This is a genomic window from Pseudomonas sp. NPDC087598, assembly GCF_044743525.1.
GTDB lineage: Bacteria > Pseudomonadota > Gammaproteobacteria > Pseudomonadales > Pseudomonadaceae > Aquipseudomonas.
Window position 1 is genome coordinate 71,783 of record NZ_JBIUWQ010000022.1, and the last position, 23,895, is coordinate 95,677.

Annotated in this window: 19 protein-coding genes; 14 read left to right on the forward strand and 5 right to left on the reverse strand. The window is 59.5% G+C overall.

Going from position 1 to position 23,895, the window contains the following annotated elements; genetic code table 11:
• The first annotated feature begins 1 nt into the window (after window position 1).
• The 6 genes from ACIOWE_RS14530 (at window position 2) to ACIOWE_RS14555 (ending at window position 7,520) form a co-directional block, all read left to right on the forward strand.
• Entirely contained in the window at window positions 2-301 is a 300-nt protein-coding gene (locus ACIOWE_RS14530; protein ID WP_201237292.1) for a BolA family transcriptional regulator, read from the forward strand.
• 318 nt (window positions 302-619) lie between these two features.
• Window positions 620-1,561 carry a rhodanese-related sulfurtransferase gene (locus ACIOWE_RS14535; RefSeq protein WP_401392430.1) on the forward strand — a complete coding sequence of 314 codons (942 nt, stop codon included), beginning with the start codon at window positions 620-622 and terminating at the stop codon, window positions 1,559-1,561.
• Window positions 1,562-1,563: 2 nt separating this feature from the next.
• Entirely contained in the window at window positions 1,564-2,199 is a 636-nt protein-coding gene (locus ACIOWE_RS14540; RefSeq protein WP_201237294.1) for a DsbA family protein, read from the forward strand.
• Entirely contained in the window at window positions 2,192-4,018 is a 1,827-nt protein-coding gene (locus ACIOWE_RS14545) for an ABC transporter ATP-binding protein (RefSeq protein WP_401392434.1), read from the forward strand. Before ACIOWE_RS14540 ends, ACIOWE_RS14545 begins: the two co-directional genes overlap by 8 nt.
• A 201-nt stretch (window positions 4,019-4,219) precedes the next feature.
• On the forward strand, window positions 4,220-6,679 hold the full coding sequence (locus tag ACIOWE_RS14550) for an EAL domain-containing protein (protein ID WP_401392437.1): 2,460 nt from the start codon (window positions 4,220-4,222) through the stop codon (window positions 6,677-6,679).
• A gap of 79 nt (window positions 6,680-6,758) precedes the next feature.
• The gene (locus tag ACIOWE_RS14555; protein WP_401392440.1) at window positions 6,759-7,520 is read left to right on the forward strand and encodes a TenA family transcriptional regulator; all 762 of its coding nucleotides are present in this window, start codon (window positions 6,759-6,761) and stop codon (window positions 7,518-7,520) included.
• A 125-nt stretch (window positions 7,521-7,645) separates the two neighbouring features.
• Here ACIOWE_RS14555 and ACIOWE_RS14560 read toward each other — a convergent pair whose 3' ends face one another.
• The 5 genes from ACIOWE_RS14560 to ACIOWE_RS14580 form a co-directional block, all read right to left on the reverse strand.
• Complete coding sequence (locus ACIOWE_RS14560) at window positions 7,646-8,572, reverse strand: GGDEF domain-containing protein (protein ID WP_201237298.1); 927 nt, start codon at window positions 8,570-8,572, stop codon at window positions 7,646-7,648.
• Between the two features lie 361 nt (window positions 8,573-8,933).
• Window positions 8,934-9,674, reverse strand: a complete 741-nt coding sequence (locus tag ACIOWE_RS14565) for a YciK family oxidoreductase (RefSeq protein WP_401392443.1) — start codon at window positions 9,672-9,674, stop codon at window positions 8,934-8,936.
• Window positions 9,675-9,860: 186 nt separating this feature from the next.
• Entirely contained in the window at window positions 9,861-10,532 is a 672-nt protein-coding gene (gene mupP / locus ACIOWE_RS14570) for an N-acetylmuramic acid 6-phosphate phosphatase MupP (protein WP_201237300.1), read from the reverse strand.
• Window positions 10,533-10,536: 4 nt separating this feature from the next.
• Window positions 10,537-11,235, reverse strand: coding sequence for a bifunctional 2-polyprenyl-6-hydroxyphenol methylase/3-demethylubiquinol 3-O-methyltransferase UbiG (gene ubiG / locus ACIOWE_RS14575; RefSeq protein ID WP_025113081.1), 699 nt, complete (start codon window positions 11,233-11,235; stop codon window positions 10,537-10,539).
• Between the two features lie 58 nt (window positions 11,236-11,293).
• On the reverse strand, window positions 11,294-12,628 hold the full coding sequence (locus ACIOWE_RS14580) for a TRZ/ATZ family hydrolase (protein ID WP_201237301.1): 1,335 nt from the start codon (window positions 12,626-12,628) through the stop codon (window positions 11,294-11,296).
• 108 nt (window positions 12,629-12,736) lie between these two features.
• On the opposite strand from ACIOWE_RS14580, the gene mtnA reads away from it, so the two are divergent.
• The 8 genes from mtnA to ACIOWE_RS14620 form a co-directional block, all read left to right on the forward strand.
• Entirely contained in the window at window positions 12,737-13,813 is a 1,077-nt protein-coding gene (gene mtnA, locus ACIOWE_RS14585) for an S-methyl-5-thioribose-1-phosphate isomerase (RefSeq protein WP_401392447.1), read from the forward strand.
• Between the two features lie 425 nt (window positions 13,814-14,238).
• Window positions 14,239-17,013: a DNA gyrase subunit A gene (gene gyrA, locus ACIOWE_RS14590; RefSeq protein ID WP_401392450.1), complete on the forward strand. Its 2,775-nt coding sequence runs from the start codon at window positions 14,239-14,241 to the stop codon at window positions 17,011-17,013.
• 231 nt (window positions 17,014-17,244) lie between these two features.
• On the forward strand, window positions 17,245-18,330 hold the full coding sequence (serC, locus tag ACIOWE_RS14595) for a 3-phosphoserine/phosphohydroxythreonine transaminase (RefSeq protein WP_401392453.1): 1,086 nt from the start codon (window positions 17,245-17,247) through the stop codon (window positions 18,328-18,330).
• Window positions 18,330-19,424, forward strand: a complete 1,095-nt coding sequence (gene pheA / locus ACIOWE_RS14600) for a prephenate dehydratase (protein WP_007908404.1) — start codon at window positions 18,330-18,332, stop codon at window positions 19,422-19,424. Before serC ends, pheA begins: the two co-directional genes overlap by 1 nt.
• A gap of 12 nt (window positions 19,425-19,436) precedes the next feature.
• Window positions 19,437-20,549 carry a histidinol-phosphate transaminase gene (hisC, locus tag ACIOWE_RS14605; protein WP_401392456.1) on the forward strand — a complete coding sequence of 371 codons (1,113 nt, stop codon included), beginning with the start codon at window positions 19,437-19,439 and terminating at the stop codon, window positions 20,547-20,549.
• Between the two features lie 28 nt (window positions 20,550-20,577).
• Window positions 20,578-22,785, forward strand: a complete 2,208-nt coding sequence (locus ACIOWE_RS14610; RefSeq protein WP_401392459.1) for a bifunctional prephenate dehydrogenase/3-phosphoshikimate 1-carboxyvinyltransferase — start codon at window positions 20,578-20,580, stop codon at window positions 22,783-22,785.
• Complete coding sequence (cmk, locus tag ACIOWE_RS14615) at window positions 22,782-23,471, forward strand: (d)CMP kinase (protein WP_401392462.1); 690 nt, start codon at window positions 22,782-22,784, stop codon at window positions 23,469-23,471. Before ACIOWE_RS14610 ends, cmk begins: the two co-directional genes overlap by 4 nt.
• Before the next feature lie 119 nt (window positions 23,472-23,590).
• The coding region (locus ACIOWE_RS14620) for a S1 RNA-binding domain-containing protein (protein WP_401392465.1) at window positions 23,591-23,895 on the forward strand (305 nt) is incomplete at its 3' end.

A 23,895-nucleotide genomic window follows, 5' to 3' on the forward strand; every position in this document is an offset into this window, starting at 1 on the left:
GATGACCATGCAACAACGCATCGAATCGACGCTGGGCCTGCTGCAGCCTGAGCATCTGCAAGTGCTGGATGAAAGCCACATGCACAGTCGCGGGTTACAGACGCACTACAAAGCCGTGGTGGTCAGCGCGCAGTTCGAAGGCCTGAACCGGGTCAAGCGCCACCAGAAAGTCTACGGCACGCTCGGCGAGCTGATGGGCGAGTTCCATGCGTTGGCGCTGCACACCTACACCCCGCAGGAATGGGCAGAGATCGGCGCCGCCCCGGCGTCGCCGACCTGTGCCGGCGGAAGCAAACACTGATATTGGACGGTTTTGTTCGTGGTGCTTTGTGGTGAGGGGATTTTTGTGGCGAGGGGATTTATCCCCGATGGGTTGCGCAGCAGCCCCAAAACCACAGAACTCGATATACCTGAAAAAACGCATTATCAGGGTTTGGGGCCGCTTCGCGACCCATCGGGGATAAATCCCCTCACCACAGGTTCTGTGTTGCCACAGGCATCTCAGTAAATCCAAAACACATCGTGTTTTTGCTAGAATCCGCAACGCGCCGCTCACCCGGCGCGTTTTTTTTTGAATCCGGTTCACCCTTTACGAGGGTAGCCACCTGGAGAAATACCCATGACACAACCGATTGTCGTGGCGGCACTGTATAAGTTCGTCACCCTCGAAGATTACGTCAACCTGCGCGAGCCGCTGCTGCAAGCGATGGTCGACAACGGTATCAAAGGCACGCTGCTGATCGCCGAAGAAGGCATCAACGGCACGGTTTCCGGTACGCGCGAAGGCATCGACGGCCTGCTCGCCTGGCTCAAGAACGACCCGCGCATGATCGACATCGATCACAAGGAATCGTACTGCGACGAGCAACCGTTCTACCGCACCAAGGTCAAGCTGAAGAAAGAGATCGTCACCCTCGGTGTCGAAGGCGTCGACCCGAATAAAAAGGTTGGCACCTACGTTGATCCGCAAGACTGGAACGCGTTGATCAGCGACCCGGAAGTGCTGTTGATCGATACGCGCAACGACTACGAAGTGTCGATTGGCACCTTCGAAGGCGCCATCGATCCGAAAACCACCAGTTTTCGCGAATTCCCCGACTACATCAAAGAACACTTCAACCCGGCCGTGCACAAGAAGGTCGCGATGTTCTGCACCGGTGGTATTCGTTGCGAGAAAGCGTCGAGCTACATGCTCGGCGAAGGCTACGAAGAGGTTTACCACCTCAAGGGCGGCATCCTGAAGTACCTCGAAGAGGTGCCGCAGGAAGAAACCAAGTGGCAGGGCGACTGCTTCGTGTTCGACAACCGCGTGACCGTGCGCCACGACCTCAGCGAAGGCGACTACGATCAATGTCATGCCTGCCGCACGCCGGTCAGCGTTGAAGATCGCGCCTCCGAGCATTACGTCGCCGGTATCAGCTGCCCGCACTGCTGGAACAGCCTGAGCGAGAAAACCCGTCGCAGCGCCACCGATCGCCAGAAGCAGATCGAACTGGCCAAGGCGCGCAATCAGCCGCACCCGATCGGCTACAACTATAAGCAAGCATCCACCGAGGCTTAACCATGTCTGCGCGCCTGCTCTATGTAATGGATCCGATGTGTTCCTGGTGCTGGGGGTTCGCTCCGGTGGCCAAGGCACTGGTCGAGCAGGCGCAAGCCGCCGGGGTCGAGCTGCACCTTGTGGTGGGCGGTTTGCGCACCGGCAGCGGGGCGGCGCTGGAACCGACGACTCGGCGCTACATTCTTGAGCACTGGCAAGCGGTCACCGAGGCCACCGGCCAGCCGTTCAAGCTAGAGGGAGCGTTGCCTGAGGGTTTTGTTTACGACACCGAGCCTGCCTGCCGTGCGATCGTCACGGCGCGCAGCCTCGCACCCGATTGTGCGTGGAAACTGGTCGGGCTGATCCAACAGGCGTTTTACGTTGAAGGTCGCGACGTCACCCAGGCCAGCGTGCTGGTGGAATTGGCGGAACAGGCCGGCGTGCCGCGTATCGAATTTGCTGCGTTGTTCGATCATGCGGATCAACACAAAGCGACCCAGGCCGATTTCAGTTGGGTGCAGGATCTGGGCATCGCCGGTTTTCCGACCTTGCTTGCTGAACGCAACGGCCAACTGGCGCTGCTGACCAACGGCTATCAACCGCTCAGCGAGTTATCGCCATTGCTCGGTCGCTGGCTGGAGCGCGCAGCCTGTGCCTGACCGGGCCGATGACACGCCAGCCGTAAAGCGTGTCGACCGGCTGAGCTGGGCAGAAGTCCGGCGTCTGGCACTCCATCACAAAAAATCCCTGTGGATCGCCAACGGTGTGGCCGTGCTGGCGACGCTGTGCAGTGTGCCGATTCCGCTGCTGCTGCCGTTGCTGGTCGACGAAGTCTTGCTCGGTCACGGCGATGCCGCGTTGAAAATCATGAACCATGTGCTGCCGACAATGTGGCAGCAGGCGGCGGGTTATATCGGTCTGATGCTGGTAGTCACCCTGACCCTGCGTTGTAGCGCATTGTGCTTTGGCGTGTTGCAGTCGCGGCTGTTCGCACGGCTGGCCAAGGACATCGTCTATCGCATCCGCGTGCGCCTGATCGACCGGCTGAAGCGCATTTCCCTCGGCGAATATGAAAGTCTGGGCAGCGGCACGGTGACCACGCATCTGGTCACGGACCTGGACACCCTCGACAAGTTTGTCGGTGAAACCCTCAGCCGTTTTCTGGTGGCGATGCTGACGCTGGTCGGCACCGCGAGCATCCTGATGTGGATGCACTGGAAACTGGCGCTGCTGATTCTGCTGTTCAATCCGCTGGTGATCTACGCCACGGTGCAGTTGGGCAAACGGGTCAAGCACCTGAAGAAACTCGAGAACGACAGCACGGCGCGTTTCACCCAGGCGCTGAGCGAAACCCTCGATTCGATCCAGGAAGTGCGTGCGGGCAACCGTCAGGGTTACTTCCTCGGCCGGCTCGGATTGCGAGCGCAGGAAGTGCGCAACTACGCGGTCAACTCGCAGTGGAAAACCGACGCTTCCAACCGCGCCAGTGGTCTGCTGTTCCAGTTCGGTATCGATATATTCCGTGCGGCGGCGATGCTTACCGTACTGTTTTCCGACCTGTCGATCGGCCAGATGCTCGCGGTATTCAGTTACCTGTGGTTCATGATCGGCCCGGTGGAACAGCTGCTGAATCTGCAATACGCCTACTACGCGGCCGGCGGTGCGCTGGCGCGGATCAACGAGTTGCTGGCACGTGCCGATGAGCCGCAGTACCCGGGTGGTGTCGATCCGTTCAAGGGCCGCGACACCGTGGGCATTCAGGTGCAAGGCCTGAGCTTCGGTTACGGCGACGAACTGGTGCTGAATCAGCTGGACCTGTCCATCGCTCCCGGTGAGAAGGTGGCGATTGTCGGTGCCAGCGGCGGTGGCAAAAGCACCTTGGTGCAGTTGCTGTTGGGGCTGTACACGCCGCTGGCGGGGACTATCCGTTTCGGCGGTTCGACTCAGCAGGAAATCGGCCTGGAGACGGTTCGCGAAAACGTCGCCGTGGTGTTGCAGCACCCGGCGCTGTTCAATGACACCGTGCGCGCCAACCTGACCATGGGCCGCACCCGCAGTGACGAAGCCTGTTGGCAGGCACTTGCAATCGCCCAACTCGAACCCGCCATTCGCGCATTGCCGGACGGCCTCGACAGCATCGTCGGGCGTTCCGGCGTGCGTTTGTCTGGCGGTCAGCGCCAGCGTCTGGCGATTGCGCGAATGATCCTCGCGGAGCCGAAAGTGGTGATCCTCGACGAAGCCACCTCGGCCCTCGACGCCGCCACCGAATACAACTTGCATCAAGCCATGGCGCGCTTTCTCAATGGCCGCACCACGCTGATCATTGCCCACCGCTTGTCGGCGGTAAAGCAGGCTGACCGGGTGTTGGTTTTCGATGGCGGGCAGGTTGCCGAAGATGGCGATCATCAGCAATTGATTGCCGATGGCGGGCTGTACGCGAAGCTCTATGGCCACCTGCAACAAATCCAGCGCCCTTGAGTTTTATCCGCGTTTCTGTGCTTAGTGCTTGAATTGCTTTGAGTAAAGACGCCCGGAATACCTCCGCAGACAACCAGGTTGCACGATCGACATAGTGGACGGCAGAGCTGCCCCTTTGACATGTCGAAAATTAGCCTAGGCTGAGCTGTCAGGAGCGGTATTTTCCGGTGTTCAACTGGCAGTGCTTGCGCAAGGGATCTCATGAAGCAAAAGCGGACTCTCGGAACGCCACGGTTGTTGGGCATCGTCTGGCCATTTATTGCCGTCGTGTTATTTCAGGCCTTGTTGGGGGGCGTGAGCCTTTACGTGCTGTCGGCCGTTCGTGGCTATGTGGCAGGGGAGAGCCTCTGGTCCAAGGGCCAGAAAGACGCCATCTACTATCTCAACCTGTACGCCGACAGTCGTGACGAGACGATTTTCCTTAAATACCAGAATGCGATTGCCGTGCCTCAGGGTGGCCATCAGTTGCGCCTGGCGCTGGATCGCCAGCCGCCGGATCTGGCTGCTGCGCGCGAAGGCATTCTGAAGGGCGGCAACCACCCGGATGACGTCTCCAGCCTGATCTGGCTGTACCTCAACTTCCGGCATTTCAGCTATCTGGAAACCGCCATCGACCGCTGGACCGTGGGTGACGCCTATCTGGTCGAACTCGATGACGTGGCGCGCGAAATGCACCGCAGCATCTCGCAGGACACCGCCAGCAGCGCCGATATCCAGGGCTGGAAGGCGCGGATCTTTGCCATCAACGACGGCGTGACCCCAGCGGCGAAAGCCTTCAGCGACGCTTTGGGCGAAGGTTCGCGGATGATCCTGCGGTTGCTGCTGCTCACCAACCTGGCCACGGCGCTGGGGTTGATCGTGCTGGCCTTGTGGCGCACCCACAAACTGCTCAAGCAGCGTCATGCCTTCGCCGAAGCGCTGCAGCTGGAGAAAGACCGGGCGCATGTCACGTTGCAATCGATTGGCGATGGCGTGATCACCACCGACGTGACCGGCGCCATCGATTACATGAATCCCGCCGCCGAAGCCATGACGCACTGGAAGGCCGAGCAGGCTGCGGGGCTACCGCTGGCGGCGCTGTTCAACTTGCTCGACGACAACGCCCAGACCGAAGGCCTGACCCTGATCGAGCACATTCTCAGTGGTCAGCTCAGTGGTGGCAGCGAGCACTCCAAGCTGATCCAGCGCCTGGATGGCAGCACGGTGTCGGTGACGCTGGTCGGCGCGCCGATCCGCAATAGCAGCAAGGTCATTGGCACGGTACTGGTGCTGCACGACATGACTCAGGAGCGGCAATACATCGCCAATCTGTCGTGGCAGGCCACCCATGATGCGCTGACCGGGCTGGCCAACCGCCGCGAGTTTGAATATCGCCTGGAACAGGCATTGCACAACCTCACGCGCCAGTCCGGGCGGCATGCGCTGATGTTCCTCGATCTGGATCAATTCAAACTGGTCAACGACACCTGCGGTCATGCCGCCGGCGATGAACTGTTGCGGCATATCTGCACGTTGCTGCAGTCGGGCCTGCGCGAGGGCGACACGCTGGCGCGACTCGGTGGTGACGAGTTCGGCATTCTGCTGGAGAACTGCGCGCCGGAGGCGGCGGAGAAAATCGCCGAGTCGCTGCGTCAGACCGTGCAGAACCTGCATTTTGTCTGGAAAGGGCGGCCCTTCCTGACCACTGTGAGTATTGGCCTGGTGCATGTCGCGCAAACGCCGACAACCCTTGAAGCCTCGCTGCGCGCTGCCGATATGGCCTGCTACATGGCCAAGGAGAAGGGCCGTAACCGCGTGCAGGTCTACCATGCCGACGATTCCGAGCTGTCGCTGCGCTTCGGCGAAATGGCCTGGGTACAACGATTGCACATGGCGCTGGAAGAAAACCGCTTCTGCCTCTACGCCCAGGAAATCTCGCCGCTGAAACCGAGCGATGGCAAGGGTGGACACATCGAGATCCTGCTGCGTCTGCATGATGAAGCCGGCCGGATGATCCTGCCGGACAGTTTCATTCCCGCCGCCGAGCGTTATGGCTTGATGAGTCAGTTGGATCGTTGGGTAGTGCAAAACGTATTCAAGGTTATTGCTCAATGTATTGCACAAGAACATCAAGGCCCATTAGCAATGTGTGCGATTAATCTGTCAGGCATTACTATCGGAGATGACGCGTTTTTGCACTTCCTGCGGGAACAATTTGTTATTCATTCTATTCCGCCTGAAATGATTTGTTTTGAAATTACTGAAACCAGTGCAATTTCAAACTTGGGCAGTGCAATCAGATTTATTAATGAACTCAAAGGCTTGGGTTGTTATTTCTCACTGGATGACTTTTGTGCCGGAATGTCTTCGTTCGCTTATCTGAAACATTTGCCTGTAGACTTCCTGAAGATCGACGGGAGTTTCGTAAAGGATATGCTGGACGACCCGATTAACCGCGCAATGGTCGAAGTGATCAATCACATCGGCCATGTCATGGGTAAGCAGACAATTGCCGAGTTTGTTGAAACAACCCAGATCGAGCAGGCATTGCTTGAGATTGGTGTGGATTACGCTCAGGGTTATGTTATTGAACGCCCGCAATTGTTTACCTGCGACAGTTTGCTAAGTCGGCCCGCCAGACCGCAGCCGCTGTTATTCAAAGCGCCTGGCACGTTCCGTTGAAGTCTCTCGCCGATCCTTACAATCACAAATCAAAAGGAGCCGAACAGTGATCGACACATTCAACCGAACCGGACCACTCATGGAAGCTGCAAGTTATCCCGGCTGGGCACAACAGCTGATAGAGGATTGCAGCGAGAGCAAGCGCCGGGTTGTCGAACATGAGTTGTATCTGCGCATGCGTGATAACAAGCTCAGTGCCAAAACCATGCGTCAGTACCTGATCGGGGGCTGGCCGGTGGTTGAGCAATTTGCCTTGTACATGGCGCAGAATCTCACCAAAACCAAATTTGCCCGTCACCCGGGCGAAGACATGGCGCGGCGCTGGTTGATGCGCAACATCCGCGTTGAACTCAATCACGCCGATTACTGGGTGCACTGGAGTCGCGCGCACGGCGTCAGTCTGGAAGATCTTCAGGCTCAGCACGTGCCGCCGGAACTGCATGCTCTGAGTCATTGGTGCTGGCATACCAGTTCTGCCGATTCGCTGATCGTGGCCATCGCCGCGACCAACTACGCTATCGAAGGCGCGACCGGGGAGTGGTCGGCGCTGGTCTGTTCCAACGGGGTGTACGCCGCCGCGTTTCCCGAAGAAGACCGAAAGCGGGCGATGAAGTGGCTGAAGATGCACGCCCAATACGACGATGCTCACCCTTGGGAGGCGCTGGAAATCATCTGCACCCTGGCGGGCATGAACCCGAGCAAGGCGTTGCAGGCCGAGCTGCGTCAGGCGGTGTGCAAGAGCTATGACTATATGTATCTGTTCCTGGAGCGCTGCATGCAGCTCGAAACGTCTGAGCGCTTGCTGGTAAGCCGTGAGCGCCGGGCGGTAGTCGAGAGCTGATTAGCCGCGTAAAAATGTAAGAGTGAGCCTGCTCGCGATGGCGGACTGTCAGCCAACATCATTGTTGAATGTCAGATCGCTATCGCGAGCAGGCTCACTCCTACAGTTGTTTTTGGTGGGGAGATTCAGCCCGCCATCGCCAAGCGATTACGTCCTTCGCGTTTGGCCACGTACAGCGCACTGTCCGCACGACGCAACAGACTCTCCGCCGACTCGCCCGGGAGCAAGGTCGAGCAGCCCAGACTGACCGTCAGCTCGATCAACTGCCCATCCGCGTAATACTCCGCAGCCTGTGCCGCATAGCGCAGGCGCTCGCCAACCATCGCCGCCGCTTCCCGGCTGGTGTTGGACAGCAGGATCAGAAACTCTTCCCCGCCATAGCGAAACACCATGTCGACGTTGCGCAACTGGCCCTTGATCGAGGCGGCCACGGCTTTGAGCACGGTGTCGCCAGCGCTGTGTCCGTGACTGTCATTGACGCGTTTGAAGTGATCGATATCGAGCATCAGCACCGATAACGGTTGCAGGTGCCGACGCGACATTTCGATCTCGCGTTGCAGTGTCTGCTCCATGGCGATGCGGTTGCCGGCACCGGTCAACGGATCACGCAGCGCGCTTTGCGTTGCGGCGCGGTAGAGCAGGGCATTGCGCATCGGAAACAGCAACGACGACAGCAGCGATTCGAGATTGCCCTGATCCTGTTCGTTGAAGCGCTGATTGCGGCGGAACACCAGTTCGCCCATGTGCTCGCCTTCATGGCTCAGGCTGTAGCTGACCGAGTGGTGGCCTCGAGCGCCAAACTCCAGGCGCAGGTCACTGCCCTGATGCACGTAGCTCAAGGCATCCAGCGGCACAAGACGTTGCACTTCGCGAAAAAACAGACCGAGAATCCGTTGCGGCTCAAGACTGGTTTGCAGTTGCAGGCTCATTTGCTGGCGCAGTTGCGCCAGGCTGGTCGGACGCTCCAGAAGCGGAGGGAGCTGACCAAAGCCCAGGCGTTGCAATTTGGCACTGTCAAAGTCAATTGCATTGGTCTGGGAGGGTGATTTCATATGGCGTGAGCCCCTAAGCAGTAAGTCTGTCTTACAGGCTGGGTGAGAGCGGCTATGGGCTGCGCGTCATACTGATCCATCAGTCCCGTAGGACATTTGGCGTAAGTTTAGTCTGCCTGATGACGATTAGTCAGCTATCGAATCAGGCCTTGCCCCATTGCCTTCACACGGCATGCTTTGAGGAAATTTAGAGCGAAAGTCGTGCCATTCGGTTCGGTTTTATTTAACCCGTTATAAATCAACGACTTGATGTGAGAGGCGAGAAGGGCGTGCTGGATATTTGACTGTTATGTGACGGCCGGCGGCGGCAAATGCATGCCGCGACGGGAATCCGCCACGGCAACAAATGCGACGTATGGCATTACTGCGCGTTGAATGCCTGGCCGTTGATGCCGGTACTGTCCGGACCCATCAAGTACAGGTAGACCGGCATGATTTCCTCCGGAGTCGGATTGTTCAGCGGGTTTTCCCCCGGATAAGCCTGCGCGCGCATGCTGGTGCGAGTGCCGCCCGGGTTGATGCTGTTGGCGCGCACTGGCGCCACGCCGTCAACTTCGTCGGCGAGGGTTTGCATCAGGCCTTCGGTGGCGAACTTCGACACGCCGTAAGCGCCCCAGTACGCACGACCCTTGCGCCCGACGCTGCTGGAGGTGAACACCACCGAAGCATCCTGCGACAGCTTGAGCAGCGGCAGCAGAGTGCTCGTAAGCATGAACATGGCGTTGACGTTGATCTGCATGACGCGCATGAAGTTTTCGCCGGACAATTGCTCGATCGGCGTGCGTGGGCCAATGATCGAGGCGTTGTGCAGGAGGCCGTCAAGATGACCGAATTCGGTTTCGATCATCGCTGCCAACTCATCGTACTGATGGGGCAGGGCGGTTTCGAGGTTGAACGGAATCACCGCCGGTTGCGGATGACCCGCCGCTTCGATCTCATCGTAGACCTGCGTCAGGTTGGCTTCAGTCTTGCCCAGCAGCAGCACCGTAGCGCCATGCGCGGCATAGGTCTTGGCGGCAGCCGCGCCAATGCCGCGACCGGCACCGGTGACCAGAATGACCCGATCCTTGAGCAATTCGGGACGAGCGGAGTAATCGAACATAAAAACCTCACAATCCATTCATGAAGACCTGCTTCACCCTTTGTGGTGAGGGGATTTATCCCCGATGGGTTGCGCAGCAGCCCCAGCATTCGTTCAGGTCGATTTGATGTGCAGATTTAACGACGGCTTCGCCGTCGATCGGGGATAAATCCCCTCGCCACAAAAGGCATCCTGCAAACAGTCGGGTCAGCAGCTGCAAAGCGCGCTGTCGAGTACCTTGCGCAACTCCGACGGATGATCCACCACCACGTCCGCGCCCCAGTGCCGCGGGTTGTCGTCCGGATGAATGTAGCCAAACGTCACTGCGCAGGTCTTGGTCCCGGCATCGCGGCCCGACTCGATATCGCGCAGATCATCGCCTACAAAAAGAACCGTCGACGGATCCAGATCAAGCATCTTGCACGCAAGGATCAACGGCTCCGGATCCGGCTTGCTGTTCTTCACGTGATCCGGGCAGATCAACAGCGCCGAGCGCTCGGCCAGCCCCAGCTGCTGCATGATCGGCTCGGCAAAGCGCAGCGGCTTGTTGGTGACCACGCCCCAGACCAGGTTGGCCTTCTCGATGTCGGCGAGCAGTTCACCCATGCCATCGAACAGTTTGCTGTGCACTGCGCAGCCAGCCAGATAGCGCTCAAGAAACTCCAGGCGCAATTCCTCGAAGCCCGGCGACTCCGGATCCATCGAAAACGTCACCGCGACCATGGCTTTGGCGCCGCCGGAAATTTCGTCGCGGATGTGCTTGTCGTTCATTGGCGGCAAACCGCGATCCGCGCGCATCGCCTGGCAAATGGCGATGAAGTCCGGCGCGGTGTCGAGCAGAGTGCCGTCCATGTCGAAAAGGACTGCTCTGATGGCCATCGGCTTACTCCTCGCGCAGGGTCTGGATCATGTAGTTGACGTCAACGTCGTTGGCCAGTTTGTAGTGCTTGGTCAACGGGTTGTAGGTCAGACCGATGATGTCCTTGACGGTCAGGCCGGCCATGCGGCTCCACGCGCCCAGCTCGGACGGACGGATGAATTTCTTGAAGTCGTGGGTGCCGCGCGGCAGCAGCTTCATGATGTATTCCGCGCCGACGATGGCGAACAGGTAGGCCTTCGGGTTGCGGTTGATGGTCGAGAAGAACACCTGGCCGCCCGGCTTGACCATGCGGAAGCAGGCGCGGATGACCGACGATGGATCGGGCACGTGTTCAAGCATTTCCAGGCAAGTGACCACGTCGAACTGCTCGGGCATTTCTTCGGCCAGGGCTTCGGCGGTGATCTGTCGGTATTCGACGCTGACACCGGATTCCAGCTGATGCAGTTGCGCAACCGCCAGCGGCGCTTCACCCATGTCGATGCCCATCACGGTGGCGCCGCGCTGAGCCATGGCTTCGCTGAGGATGCCGCCGCCGCAGCCTACGTCGAGGACTTTCTTGCCGGCCAGATTGACTCGTTCGTCAATCCAGTTGACACGCAGCGGGTTGATGTCGTGCAGCGGTTTGAACTCGCTTTCACGGTCCCACCAGCGATGGGCCAGGGCTTCGAATTTGGCGATTTCGGCGTGGTCGACGTTGCTCATGTTCAATTCCTCGAAAAACTTGAAAAAGGTTGTAGCCGCGGAACGGACTCCGCGGTGTTTACGATTCGGTGTGGCCGCTGATGCGCTGGCCCCAAGTGCGGGCGGTGGCGCCCAGCTGTTGTTCGTCCATGCGCGTCAGGCGCCGGTCGTCGAGCAATTGTTTGCCGGCGACCCACAGGTGTTTCACGCAATCGCGACCGGTGGCATATATAAGCTGCGAAACCGGGTCATAGACCGGTTGTTGGGCCAGGCCAGACAGGTCGAAAGCGACGATGTCGGCGGCTTTGCCGATTTCCAGCGAGCCGACCTGCGATTCGATGCCCAGCGCTCGCGCGCCGTTGAGCGTGGCCATGCGCAGGGCGCGGTGGGCGTCGAGTGCGGTGGCGGAGCCGGCGACGGCCTTGGCCAACAGCGCGGCTGTGCGGGTTTCACCCAGCAGATCAAGATCGTTGTTGCTCGCTGCGCCATCAGTGCCGACGGCGACATTCACCCCAGCCTGCCACAAACGTTCCACGGGGCAGAAACCGCTGGCCAGTTTGAGGTTCGATTCCGGGCAATGGATCACGCTGGTGTTGCTTTCTACCAGCAACGCCAGGTCGTCATCGCTGATCTGGGTCATGTGCACGGCCTGGAAGCGCGGGCCGAGCAGGCCAAGTCGGCCGAGGCGGGCCAGCGGCCGTTCGCCGCGCTGTTCGACCGCTTGCTGGACTTCAAAGGCCGTTTCATGGACGTGCATGTGAATCGAGGCGTCGAGCTCCTCGGCGATCACGCGGATTTTCTCGAGGTTCTCGTCGCCGACGGTGTAGGGTGCATGAGGGCCGAAGGTGATCTTGATCCGTTCGTGATGCTTCAGATCGCCGAACAGCTCGACGCCCTGACGAATGGCTTCATCGGCGCTGCTGGCGCCAGGAATCGGGAAATCGAGGATCGGAATGGCGATCTGGGCGCGAATGCCGCTGTTGTGCACGCGCTCGCTGGCAACCTTGGGGAAGAAATACATGTCCGAGAAACAGGTGATGCCGCCCTTGATCTGCTCGGCGATGGCCAGATCGGTGCCGTCACGGACGAAGTCTTCATCGACCCATTTGGCTTCGGCCGGCCAGATGTGGTTTTCCAGCCAGGTCATCAGCGGCAGATCATCTGCCAGGCCGCGAAACAGGGTCATCGCTGCATGGCCGTGCGCGTTGATCAGGCCCGGGCTGAGCAAGACGTCCGGCAATTCACGGATTTCCGTGGCGTTGCACTTCAATGCTTCGGCGCGTGGGCCGATAAACACGATGCGACCGTCGCGGATGCCCAGGCCGTGCTCCTTGAGCACAACGCCTGCAGGTTCGACGGGTACCAGCCAGGTCGGCAGCAATAATAAGTCGAGCGCAATGGCAGGTTTCGGCATCGAGGGTCGGTTCCAGTGCTTTTGTAAAGGATGGCGAAGTATACCCGAGCGTCTTCGCGGGGGGATCGCTATAATCGGCGGCTTTTGTTCATGAGTGCGGGGTGAGGGATGCGCGATCGACTGTTGGCTGCGGAGAAAGTGAAGGCCATCGATTGGCGAGATGGCGCGCTCCACCTGCTGGATCAGCGTATTTTGCCGTTCGAGGAAACCTGGATTGCCTACACCAGCGCCGCTGGCGTGGCTGAAGCGATTCGCTCGATGGTGGTGCGCGGCGCACCGGCCATTGGCATCAGTGCGGCGTATGGCATTGTGCTTGCGGCCCGTGCGCGATTGGCTGAGGGCGGTGACTGGTATGCGGCGCTGGAGGAGGATTTCGCGTTGTTGGCCGATTCTCGTCCGACCGCGGTCAACCTGTTCTGGGCGTTGGGTCGCATGCACGATCGGCTCGATCGGCTGAAAGACAATGCCGATCCACTGGCCGCGCTGGAAGCGGAAGCCATCGCCATTCATGAAAGCGACCGCGAAGCCAACCTGACCATGGCGCAATTGGGCGTCGACCTGATCCGCAAACATCAAGGCAATGCGCAGGCGATCCTGACCCACTGCAATACCGGCGCACTCGCCACGGGTGGTTTTGGTACGGCGCTGGGCGTGATTCGCGCGGCATTCCTTGAGGGCATGGTCGAGCGCGTTTATGCCGACGAAACCCGCCCGTGGTTGCAGGGCTCGCGGCTGACTGCCTGGGAACTGGCCAACGAAGGTATTCCGGTCACGCTCAATGCCGATTCCGCCGCCGCGCACATCATGAAGACCAAAGGCGTGACCTGGGTGATCGTCGGTGCTGACCGGATCACTGCCAATGGTGACGTGGCGAACAAGATCGGTACCTATCAACTGGCCGTCAACGCGATGCACCACGGCGTGCGCTTCATGGTGGTGGCACCGAGTTCGACCATCGACATGAATCTGGCCAGCGGCGATGACATCCCGATTGAAGAGCGTGACGGTGCCGAGTTGCTGGAAGTCGGCGGCAAACGGGTCGGCGCAGACGTTGAGGCGTTCAACCCGGTGTTTGACGTGACGCCAGCGGACCTGATCGATGCGATTGTTACCGAGAAGGGCATCGTCGAGCGCCCGGACACCGCGAAAATGGCCCAGTTGATGTGCCGCAAACGCCTGCATTGATTGGCATGATGTCGGCGTTGTTCTCTTCGCGAGCAGGCTCGCTCCCACAGGTTTTGTGATCGCTGCAGAACTTTGTGGGAGCGAGCCTGCTCGCGAATAGGCCCTAAAAGTCAATAAACATCCGCAATCCAAGCCCCGATTCTGCATTCAAAGAAGCTCTGAGCCTCTCTCGTCCCCGTTAAGCCTGTCACCGGTCAACTAACTATGCTCCATGCGCATCTGGGGGATAGGTGCGTGGCGGCCTTTGTGATAACATCCGGCGTTTTCCGAGGCAGCTCCGCGGAGCTGTCTTTACTGCGCAAATCCACTCTCCAGATTGTTGATTTGTCGTAAGTCGGCGCATGGCACTCAGCCTGCCCCGACGAGCTTCGTTGCTCCCACATGGATATGACGAAGTTTCACCAGAAAAAGGAATCAGGCTTCTCATGGGCGAACTGGCCAAAGAAATCCTCCCGGTCAATATCGAAGACGAGCTGAAACAGTCCTATCTCGACTACGCGATGAGCGTAATCGTCGGCCGTGCACTGCCGGATGCGCGCGATGGCCTCAAGCCCGTGCACCGTCGCGTACTGTTCGCGATGAGTGAGCTGGGCAACGACTTCAACAAGCCGTACAAGAAATCTGCCCGTGTTGTCGGCGACGTGATCGGTAAGTATCACCCGCACGGTGATACCGCGGTGTACGGCACCATCGTCCGCATGGCTCAGCCTTTCTCCCTGCGCTACCTGCTGGTTGACGGTCAGGGCAACTTCGGTTCGGTCGACGGCGACAACGCTGCGGCCATGCGATACACCGAAGTGCGCATGACCAAACTGGCGCACGAGCTGCTCGCTGATCTGCATAAAGAAACCGTGGACTGGGTGCCGAACTACGACGGCACCGAAATGATCCCGGCGGTCATGCCGACCCGTATCCCCAACCTGCTGGTCAACGGCTCCAGCGGTATCGCCGTGGGCATGGCGACCAACATTCCGCCACACAACCTCGGTGAAGTCATCGACGGTTGCCTGGCACTCATCGACAACCCTGAGCTGACCGTCGACGAGCTGATGCAATACATCCCCGGTCCGGACTTCCCGACTGCCGCGATCATCAACGGTCGCGCCGGTATCATCGAAGCCTACCGTACCGGTCGCGGGCGCATTTACATGCGTGCCCGTTCGATCATCGAAGATATCGACAAGGTCGGTGGTCGTCAGCAGATCGTCATCACCGAACTGCCTTATCAGCTGAACAAGGCGCGTCTGATCGAGAAGATCGCCGAGCTGGTCAAAGAGAAGAAGCTGGAAGGCATCACCGAGCTGCGCGACGAGTCCGACAAGGACGGTATGCGCGTCGTGATCGAACTGCGTCGCGGCGAAGTGCCTGAGGTCATCCTCAACAACCTCTACGCCCAGACCCAGCTGCAATCGGTATTCGGCATCAACATCGTTGCGCTGATCGACGGCCGTCCACGCATCCTTAACCTCAAGGATCTGCTGGAAGCCTTCGTTCGTCACCGTCGCGAAGTTGTCACCCGTCGTACCGTGTTCGAACTGCGCAAGGCGCGCGAGCGTGGCCACATCCTCGAAGGCCAGGCCGTTGCCCTGTCGAACATCGACCCGGTTATTGCCCTAATCAAGGCTTCGCCGACCCCGTCGGAAGCCAAAGAAGCGCTGATCAGCACGCCGTGGGAATCTTCCGCCGTAGTGGCGATGGTTGAACGTGCCGGTGCCGATTCGTGCCGTCCGGAAAACCTCGACCCGCAATACGGTCTGCGCGAAGGCAAATACTTCCTGTCGCCAGAGCAGGCGCAAGCCATTCTGGAGCTGCGTCTGCACCGTCTGACCGGTCTGGAGCACGAAAAGCTGCTGGCCGAGTATCAAGAGATCCTCAACCAGATCGGCGAGCTGATCCGCATCCTCAACAGCGCCGTGCGCCTGATGGAAGTGATCCGCGAAGAGCTGGAAGTGATCCGCGCCGAATACGGCGATCAGCGTCGCACCGAAATTCTCGATGCCCGTCTCGACCTGACCCTGGGTGACATGATCCCGGAAGAAGAGCGCGTCGTGACCATTTCCCACGGTGGCTACGCCAAGACCCAGCCATTGGCTGCGTACCAGGCTCAGCGTCGTGGCGGTAAAGGCAAATCGGCCACCGGCGTCAAGGATGAGGATTACATTGCTCACCTGCTGGTTGCCAACAGCCACACCACGCTGTTGCTGTTCTCCAGCAAGGGCAAGGTGTACTGGCTCAAGACCTACGAGATTCCGGAAGCGTCCCGCGCAGCCCGTGGTCGTCCGCTGGTCAACCTCTTGCCATTGAGCGAAGGTGAATACATCACCACCATGCTGCCGGTCGATCTCGAAGCCATGAAGCGTCAGGCTGAAGAAGAAGAGGCCGAAGGCGTTGAGGCTGACGTAGAAGAAATCGAAAACAGCAACGAAACCGACGAAGAGCGCCGTGCGCGCATCAAGGCTGCCGATCGCAAGAAGGCACCGTTCATCTTCATGTCGACTGCCAATGGTACGGTCAAGAAGACGCCGCTGGTGGCCTTCAGCCGTCAGCGCAGCGTCGGTCTGATCGCGCTGGAACTGGACGAAGGCGACATCCTGATTTCCGCCGCCATCACCGATGGCGAGCAGGAAATCATGCTGTTCTCCGACGGCGGCAAGGTGACTCGCTTCAAGGAATCCGAAGTTCGTGCCATGGGCCGTACCGCCCGCGGTGTGCGTGGCATGCGTCTGCCAGAAGGGCAGAAGCTGATCTCCATGTTGATTCCGGAAGAAGGCAGCGAGATCCTCACTGCTTCCGAGCGTGGTTATGGCAAACGTACTGCCATCACCGAGTTCCCTGAGTACAAGCGTGGCGGCCAAGGCGTTATCGCCATGGTCAGCAACGAGCGTAACGGCCGTCTGGTCGGCGCGGTTCAGGTGCAGGATGGCGAAGAAATCATGCTGATCTCCGATCAGGGCACTTTGGTGCGTACCCGTGTCGACGAAGTGTCGAGCCTGGGTCGTAACACTCAAGGTGTCACGCTGATCAAACTGGCCAAGGATGAAACCCTGGTCGGCCTGGAACGGGTTCAGGAGCCTTCGGAAGTCGAAGGTGAAGAGCTTGAAGGTGAAGAGGGCGAGGAGTTCGAAGGCAATGTCGTGATCGACGATGCTGCCGAAGACCAGCAGCTCGACGCCGCAGCAGACGAAGAACCGCAAGAATAAGCGGACAAGCGAGGGGGCGGATGAGAATTCGCCCCCTTGTTATTTGTCCGGTATGAAATTTCGACATCATGGAGAACCCCTGTGGGAGCGAGCCTGCTCGCGAATGCAGGCGCTGCGGTAACTCTGACGCACCGCGGTGATGCATTCGCGAGCAGGCTCGCTCCCACAGGGCTGTGTTGATCGGTAGTGTGATTTATTGCGTGATACCACCAAATCAGAGCGAGATTGGATGTGAGCAAGCGAGCCTATAACTTCTGCGCCGGCCCTGCGGCGCTTCCCGAAGCTGTCCTGCAACGCGCCCAAGGTGAACTCCTTGACTGGCACGGCAAGGGCCTGTCGGTCATGGAAATGAGCCATCGCAGCGATGAGTTCGTGTCCATCGCAACCCAGGCCGAGCAGGATCTGCGTGACCTGCTGAATATCCCTTCGAACTACAAGGTGCTGTTTCTGCAAGGTGGCGCCAGTCAGCAGTTTGCGCAGATCCCGCTGAACCTGTTGCCTGAAGGCGGCTCGGCCGACTACATCGACACCGGTATCTGGTCGCAGAAAGCCATCGAAGAAGCGTCGCGCTACGGCCACGTCAACGTTGCCGCTACCGCCAAGCCTTACGACTATTTCGCCATTCCGGGCCAGAACGAGTGGAACCTGTCGAAAGACGCCGCTTACGTTCATTACGCGCCGAACGAAACCATCGGTGGTCTGGAATTCCAGTGGATCCCGGAAACCGGCGACGTACCGCTGGTGGCTGACATGTCCTCCGACATTTTGTCGCGTCCGGTCGACATCTCGCGTTTCGGCATGATCTACGCCGGTGCGCAGAAAAACATCGGCCCGAGCGGCATTGTCGTCAACATCATCCGCGAAGACTTGCTTGGCAAGGCGCGTTCGCTGTGCCCGACCATGCTCGACTACAAGGTCGCCGCCGACAATGGCTCGATGTACAACACTCCGCCGACGCTGGCCTGGTACCTGTCCGGTCTGGTGTTTCAGTGGCTGAAAGAGCAGGGTGGCGTCGAAGCCATCGCCAGACTCAACGACGTCAAGCAGCGCACGCTGTACAGCTTCATCGACGCCAGTGGCCTCTACAGCAACCCGATCAACAAGTCGGATCGCTCGTGGATGAACGTGCCGTTCCGCTTGGCTGATGACCGTCTGGACAAGCCGTTCCTCGCCGGTGCCGACGAGCGCGGTCTGCTCAACCTCAAGGGCCACCGGTCTGTGGGCGGCATGCGCGCCTCCATCTACAACGCCGTCGACATCACCGCCGTCAATGCGCTGGTGGCGTACATGGCTGAATTCGAGAAGGAACACGGCTGATGTCCGAGCAAGAACTCAAGGCACTGCGCGTTCGCATCGACGCTCTGGACACTAAAGTCATGGAGCTGATCAGTGAGCGTGCGCGTTGCGCCCAGGAAGTCGCGCGAGTAAAGATGGCCTCGCTGGCCGAAGGCGAAGTGCCGGTGTTCTATCGTCCCGAGCGTGAAGCTCAGGTGCTCAAACGCGTGATGGAGCGTAATCAGGGGCCGCTGGGCAACGAAGAGATGGCGCGGCTGTTCCGCGAAATCATGTCTTCCTGCCTGGCGCTGGAGCAGCCGCTGAAAGTGGCTTATCTCGGCCCTGAAGGCACGTTCACCCAGGCGGCGGCCATGAAGCACTTTGGCCACGCGGTGATCAGCAAGCCAATGGCGGCGATCGACGAAGTGTTCCGTGAAGTGGCCGCCGGTGCGGTGAACTTTGGCGTGGTCCCGGTGGAGAACTCCACCGAAGGCGCGGTCAACCACACGCTGGACAGCTTCCTCGAACACGACATGGTCATCTGTGGCGAAGTCGAGCTGCGTATCCACCATCACCTGTTGGTCGGTGAAAACACCAAAACCGACAGCATCAGCCGCATCTATTCTCACGCGCAGTCGCTGGCCCAGTGCCGCAAGTGGCTGGACGCGCATTACCCGAATGTCGAGCGCGTCGCGGTATCGAGCAACGCCGAAGCGGCCAAACGGGTCAAGGGTGAATGGAATTCGGCGGCAATTGCCGGTGACATGGCGGCCGGGCTGTACGGCCTGACCCGTCTGGCCGAGAAGATCGAAGATCGCCCGGACAACTCGACGCGCTTCCTGATGATCGGTAACCAGGAAGTGCCGCCGACCGGCGACGACAAGACCTCGATCATCGTGTCGATGAGCAACAAACCCGGCGCGCTTCACGAGCTGTTGGTGCCGTTCCATGACAATGGCATCGACCTGACCCGCATCGAAACCCGTCCGTCGCGCAGCGGCAAATGGACTTACGTGTTCTTCATCGACTTCGTCGGCCATCATCGTGATCCGTTGATCAAGGGTGTATTGGAAAAGATCAGTCAGGAAGCAGTAGCACTCAAAGTGCTGGGTTCCTACCCGAAAGCAGTTCTGTAAGGGGCGGTAGTAATGAGTGGCAATTTCCTCGCTCTGGCACAGCCGGGCGTGCAACAACTTTCGCCGTACGTTCCGGGCAAGCCTGTGGATGAACTGGCGCGCGAGCTGGATCTGGATCCGGCAAAAATCGTCAAACTGGCGAGCAATGAAAACCCGCTGGGCGCCAGCCCTAAAGCGCTGGCGGCGATCCGTGAAGAGCTGGCCGAGCTGACCCGTTATCCGGACGGCAACGGTTTCGCATTGAAATCCTTGCTGGCCGAGCAGTGCCGCGTCGACCTGAATCAGGTCACGCTGGGCAACGGTTCCAATGACATTCTCGAACTGGTCGCGCGCGCCTATCTGGCGCCGGGCCTGAATGCGGTGTTCAGTGAGCACGCTTTCGCTGTGTACCCAATTGCCACTCAGGCGGTCGGCGCGCAAGCCAAAGTGGTGCCGGCCAAGGATTGGGGGCATGACCTGCCTGCTATGCTGGCGGCAATCGATGCCAACACCCGCGTGGTGTTTATCGCCAACCCGAACAATCCGACCGGCACCTGGTTCGGCGCTGAAGCGCTGGACGAGTTCCTGCAGGATGTTCCGGAGCATGTGCTGGTGGTTCTGGATGAGGCGTACATCGAGTACGCCGAAGGCAGCGACTTGCCGGACGGTCTGGATTTCCTCGCCGCTTACCCGAACCTGCTGGTTTCGCGCACCTTCTCCAAGGCCTATGGTCTGGCGGCGTTGCGCGTTGGTTACGGTCTGTCGACTCCGGTTGTTGCTGACGTGCTGAACCGCGTTCGCCAGCCGTTCAACGTCAACAGCCTGGCTTTGGCAGCGGCCTGTGCGGCGTTGAAGGATGAAGAATATCTGGCGCAAAGTCGTCAGCTCAACGAGTCGGGCATGCAGCAGTTGCAAGCCGGTTTCCGTGAGCTGGGCCTGGGCTGGATCGAATCCAAAGGCAACTTCATCTGTGTCGATCTCGCTCAGGTAGCCGCTCCGGTATTCCAGGGTCTGCTGCGTGAAGGCGTGATCGTACGTCCAGTGGCCAATTACGGCATGCCCAATCACCTGCGGGTGACCATCGGTCTGCCGGCGGAAAACAGCCGCTTCCTCGAAGCGCTGCGCAAGGTTCTGGCTCGTGGGTGATGTCACTGCTCTGCAATCTGCTGCACCTATGATCGGTCGCCTTGTAGTGGTCGGTCTGGGGTTGATCGGTGGTTCGTTTGCCAAAGGCTTGCGTGAAAGTGGCGTATGCCGCGAAGTGGTCGGGGTCGATCTCGATCCGCAATCGCGCAAGCTGGCGGTCGAGTTGGGTGTGGTGGATCGCTGTGAAGACGACCTGGTGGCAGCCTGCCAGGGCGCGGACGTGATTCAGTTGGCGGTGCCGATTCTGGCGATGGAGAAGGTGCTCGCACGTCTGGCGAGCATGGATCTGGGGCAGGCGATTCTGACCGATGTCGGCAGCGCCAAAGGCAATGTGGTGCGCGCAGCAACCGAAGCGTTTGGTGCGATGCCGCCGCGCTTCGTGCCGGGCCATCCGATTGCCGGTTCCGAGCAGAGCGGGGTGGAAGCCTCCAACGCCGAACTGTTTCGTCGTCATAAAGTGATCCTGACGCCGCTTGAGCAAACCGATCCGGCTGCACTGGTCGTGGTTGATCGTCTGTGGCGCGAATTGGGTGCCGACGTCGAGCACATGCAGGTCGAGCGTCACGACGAAGTCTTGGCCGCGACCAGTCATTTACCGCACCTGCTGGCCTTCGGTCTGGTCGACTCGTTGGCCAAGCGCAATGAAAACCTTGAGATCTTCCGTTACGCTGCCGGTGGTTTCCGCGATTTCACAAGAATCGCCGGAAGCGACCCGGTGATGTGGCACGACATCTTCCTCGCCAACCGCGAGGCTGTCCTGCGCACACTCGATACATTTCGCAGCGACCTCGACGCCTTGCGCGACGCGGTCGATGCAGGGGATGGGCACCAATTATTGGGCGTTTTCACTCGCGCCCGGGTTGCCCGCGAGCATTTCAGTCAAATCCTGGCCCGCCGGGCCTATGTGGACGCTATGAATTCCAACGATCTGATCTTCCTGGCTCAACCTGGTGGCCGCCTGTCCGGTCGGATTCGCGTACCGGGTGACAAATCGATTTCCCACCGTTCGATCATGCTCGGCTCGCTGGCCGAAGGCGTCACCGAAGTCGAAGGTTTCCTTGAGGGCGAAGACGCCCTGGCAACCTTGCAGGCATTCCGCGACATGGGCGTGGTCATTGAAGGCCCGCACCATGGCCGTGTAACCATTCACGGTGTTGGCCTGCACGGCCTGAAACCTGCGCCGGGCCCGATCTATCTGGGCAACTCCGGGACCTCGATGCGTCTGCTGTCCGGCCTGTTGGCCGCGCAGAACTTCGACAGCACCCTGACTGGCGATGCTTCGCTGTCCAAGCGTCCGATGAATCGCGTGGCCAATCCACTGCGTGAAATGGGCGCCGTGATCGAAACCGCCGCTGAAGGTCGTCCGCCGATGATCATTCGTGGTGGCCACAAGCTCAAGGGCCTGACCTACACCATGCCGATGGCCAGTGCTCAGGTGAAATCCTGCCTGCTGCTGGCCGGTCTGTATGCCGAAGGCAAGACCACCGTTACCGAGCCTGCACCAACCCGTGACCACACCGAGCGCATGCTGCGTGGTTTCGGCTATCCGGTGAGCGTCGATGGTGCGACGGCTTCGGTCGAGTCCGGCGGCAAGCTGACAGCTACTCATATCGAAGTGCCTGGCGATATCTCGTCGTCGGCGTTCTTCCTCGTGGCTGCTTCTATCGCTGAAGGTTCGGAGCTGGTACTTGAGCACGTCGGCATCAACCCGACCCGTACCGGTGTCATTGACATCCTGCGTCTGATGGGCGCGGACATCACCCTGGAAAACCAGCGTGAAGTCGGCGGCGAACCTGTGGCTGACCTGCGCGTGCGGGCAGCTAAACTCAAAGGTATCGAGATTCCGGAAGCGCTGGTTCCATTGGCCATCGACGAATTCCCGGTGCTGTTCGTGGCTGCTGCCTGTGCCGAAGGGCGCACCGTGCTGACCGGCGCCGAAGAGCTGCGGGTCAAGGAATCGGATCGTATTCAGGTGATGGCGGACGGTCTGTTGGCTTTGGGCGTCAAATGCCAGCCAACGCCGGACGGCATCATTATCGACGGCGGCCAGATTGGTGGCGGCGAGGTGCATGGTCACGGCGATCACCGTATCGCGATGGCCTTCAGTGTTGCGTCCTTGCGCGCTACTGCACCGATCCGCATCCATGATTGCGCCAACGTCGCGACGTCGTTCCCTAACTTCCTCGCGTTGTGCGGGCAGGTCGGTATTCGTGTGGCACAAGAGGCTCAGTCGTGAAGAACATTGCACCGGTCATCACCATTGATGGGCCAAGCGGCTCGGGCAAAGGCACCGTCGCCGGGATTCTGGCCAAGCGTCTGGGCTGGAATCTGCTGGATTCCGGTGCGCTTTACCGATTGCTCGCGTTTGCTGCGCACAACCATGGTGTCGACCTGACCAATGAAGAGTTGCTGAAGAAACTTGCCGCTCATCTGGATGTTCAGTTCATTGCGGCGACCGACGGTCAGTTGCAGCGGATCATTCTGGAAGGCGATGAAGTCAGCGATGTCATTCGCACTGAAAGCGTCGGTTCCGGCGCCTCGCAAGTGGCGGCATTGCCGGCCGTGCGCGAGGCGCTGCTGCAGCGCCAGCGTGCATTTCAGGAAGCGCCGGGCCTGGTCGCAGATGGTCGCGACATGGGTACGGTGGTTTTTCCGGGTGCGCCGCTGAAGATTTTTCTCACGGCCAGTGCCGAGGAACGGGCGCGCCGTCGATATTTGCAGTTGAAGGGCAAAGTCGAGGGTGTTAGTCTGTCGAGTCTGCTAGATGAGATCCGTGCGCGCGACGAGCGTGACACCCAGCGAGCGGTAGCCCCGCTTAAACCGGCGGCTGACGCCATACAGCTGGATTCCACGGGGTTGTGGCTCGATCAGGTGCTTGAACGCATCATGAGCGAGATCGCCATTCGCGATATCGCCGGGTGACCAAGAAGGCCGCAGGGGACCAGTCATAGTCCTGCAGCGCTTCTTCTATATGAAACTAACCCACACCGTCTGGGGTGTGGAGATGGGCGTATCCTTCGCCCTCATTTACAGGAATTAAAATGAGCGAAAGCTTTGCGGAACTCTTTGAAGAAAGCCTAAAAACCCTGAACCTTCAGGCAGGCTCCATCATCACCGGTGTTATCGTTGATATCGATTACCAGGCTCGCTGGGTAACCGTTCACGCTGGCCTGAAGTCTGAAGCACTCATCCCGCTTGAGCAGTTCTACAACGACGCTGGCGATCTGACTATCAATGTCGGTGACGAAGTTCACGTTGCTCTGGACTCGGTTGAAGACGGTTTCGGTGAAACCAAGCTGTCCCGTGAAAAAGCCAAGCGCGCTGAGTGCTGGATCGTTCTGGAAGC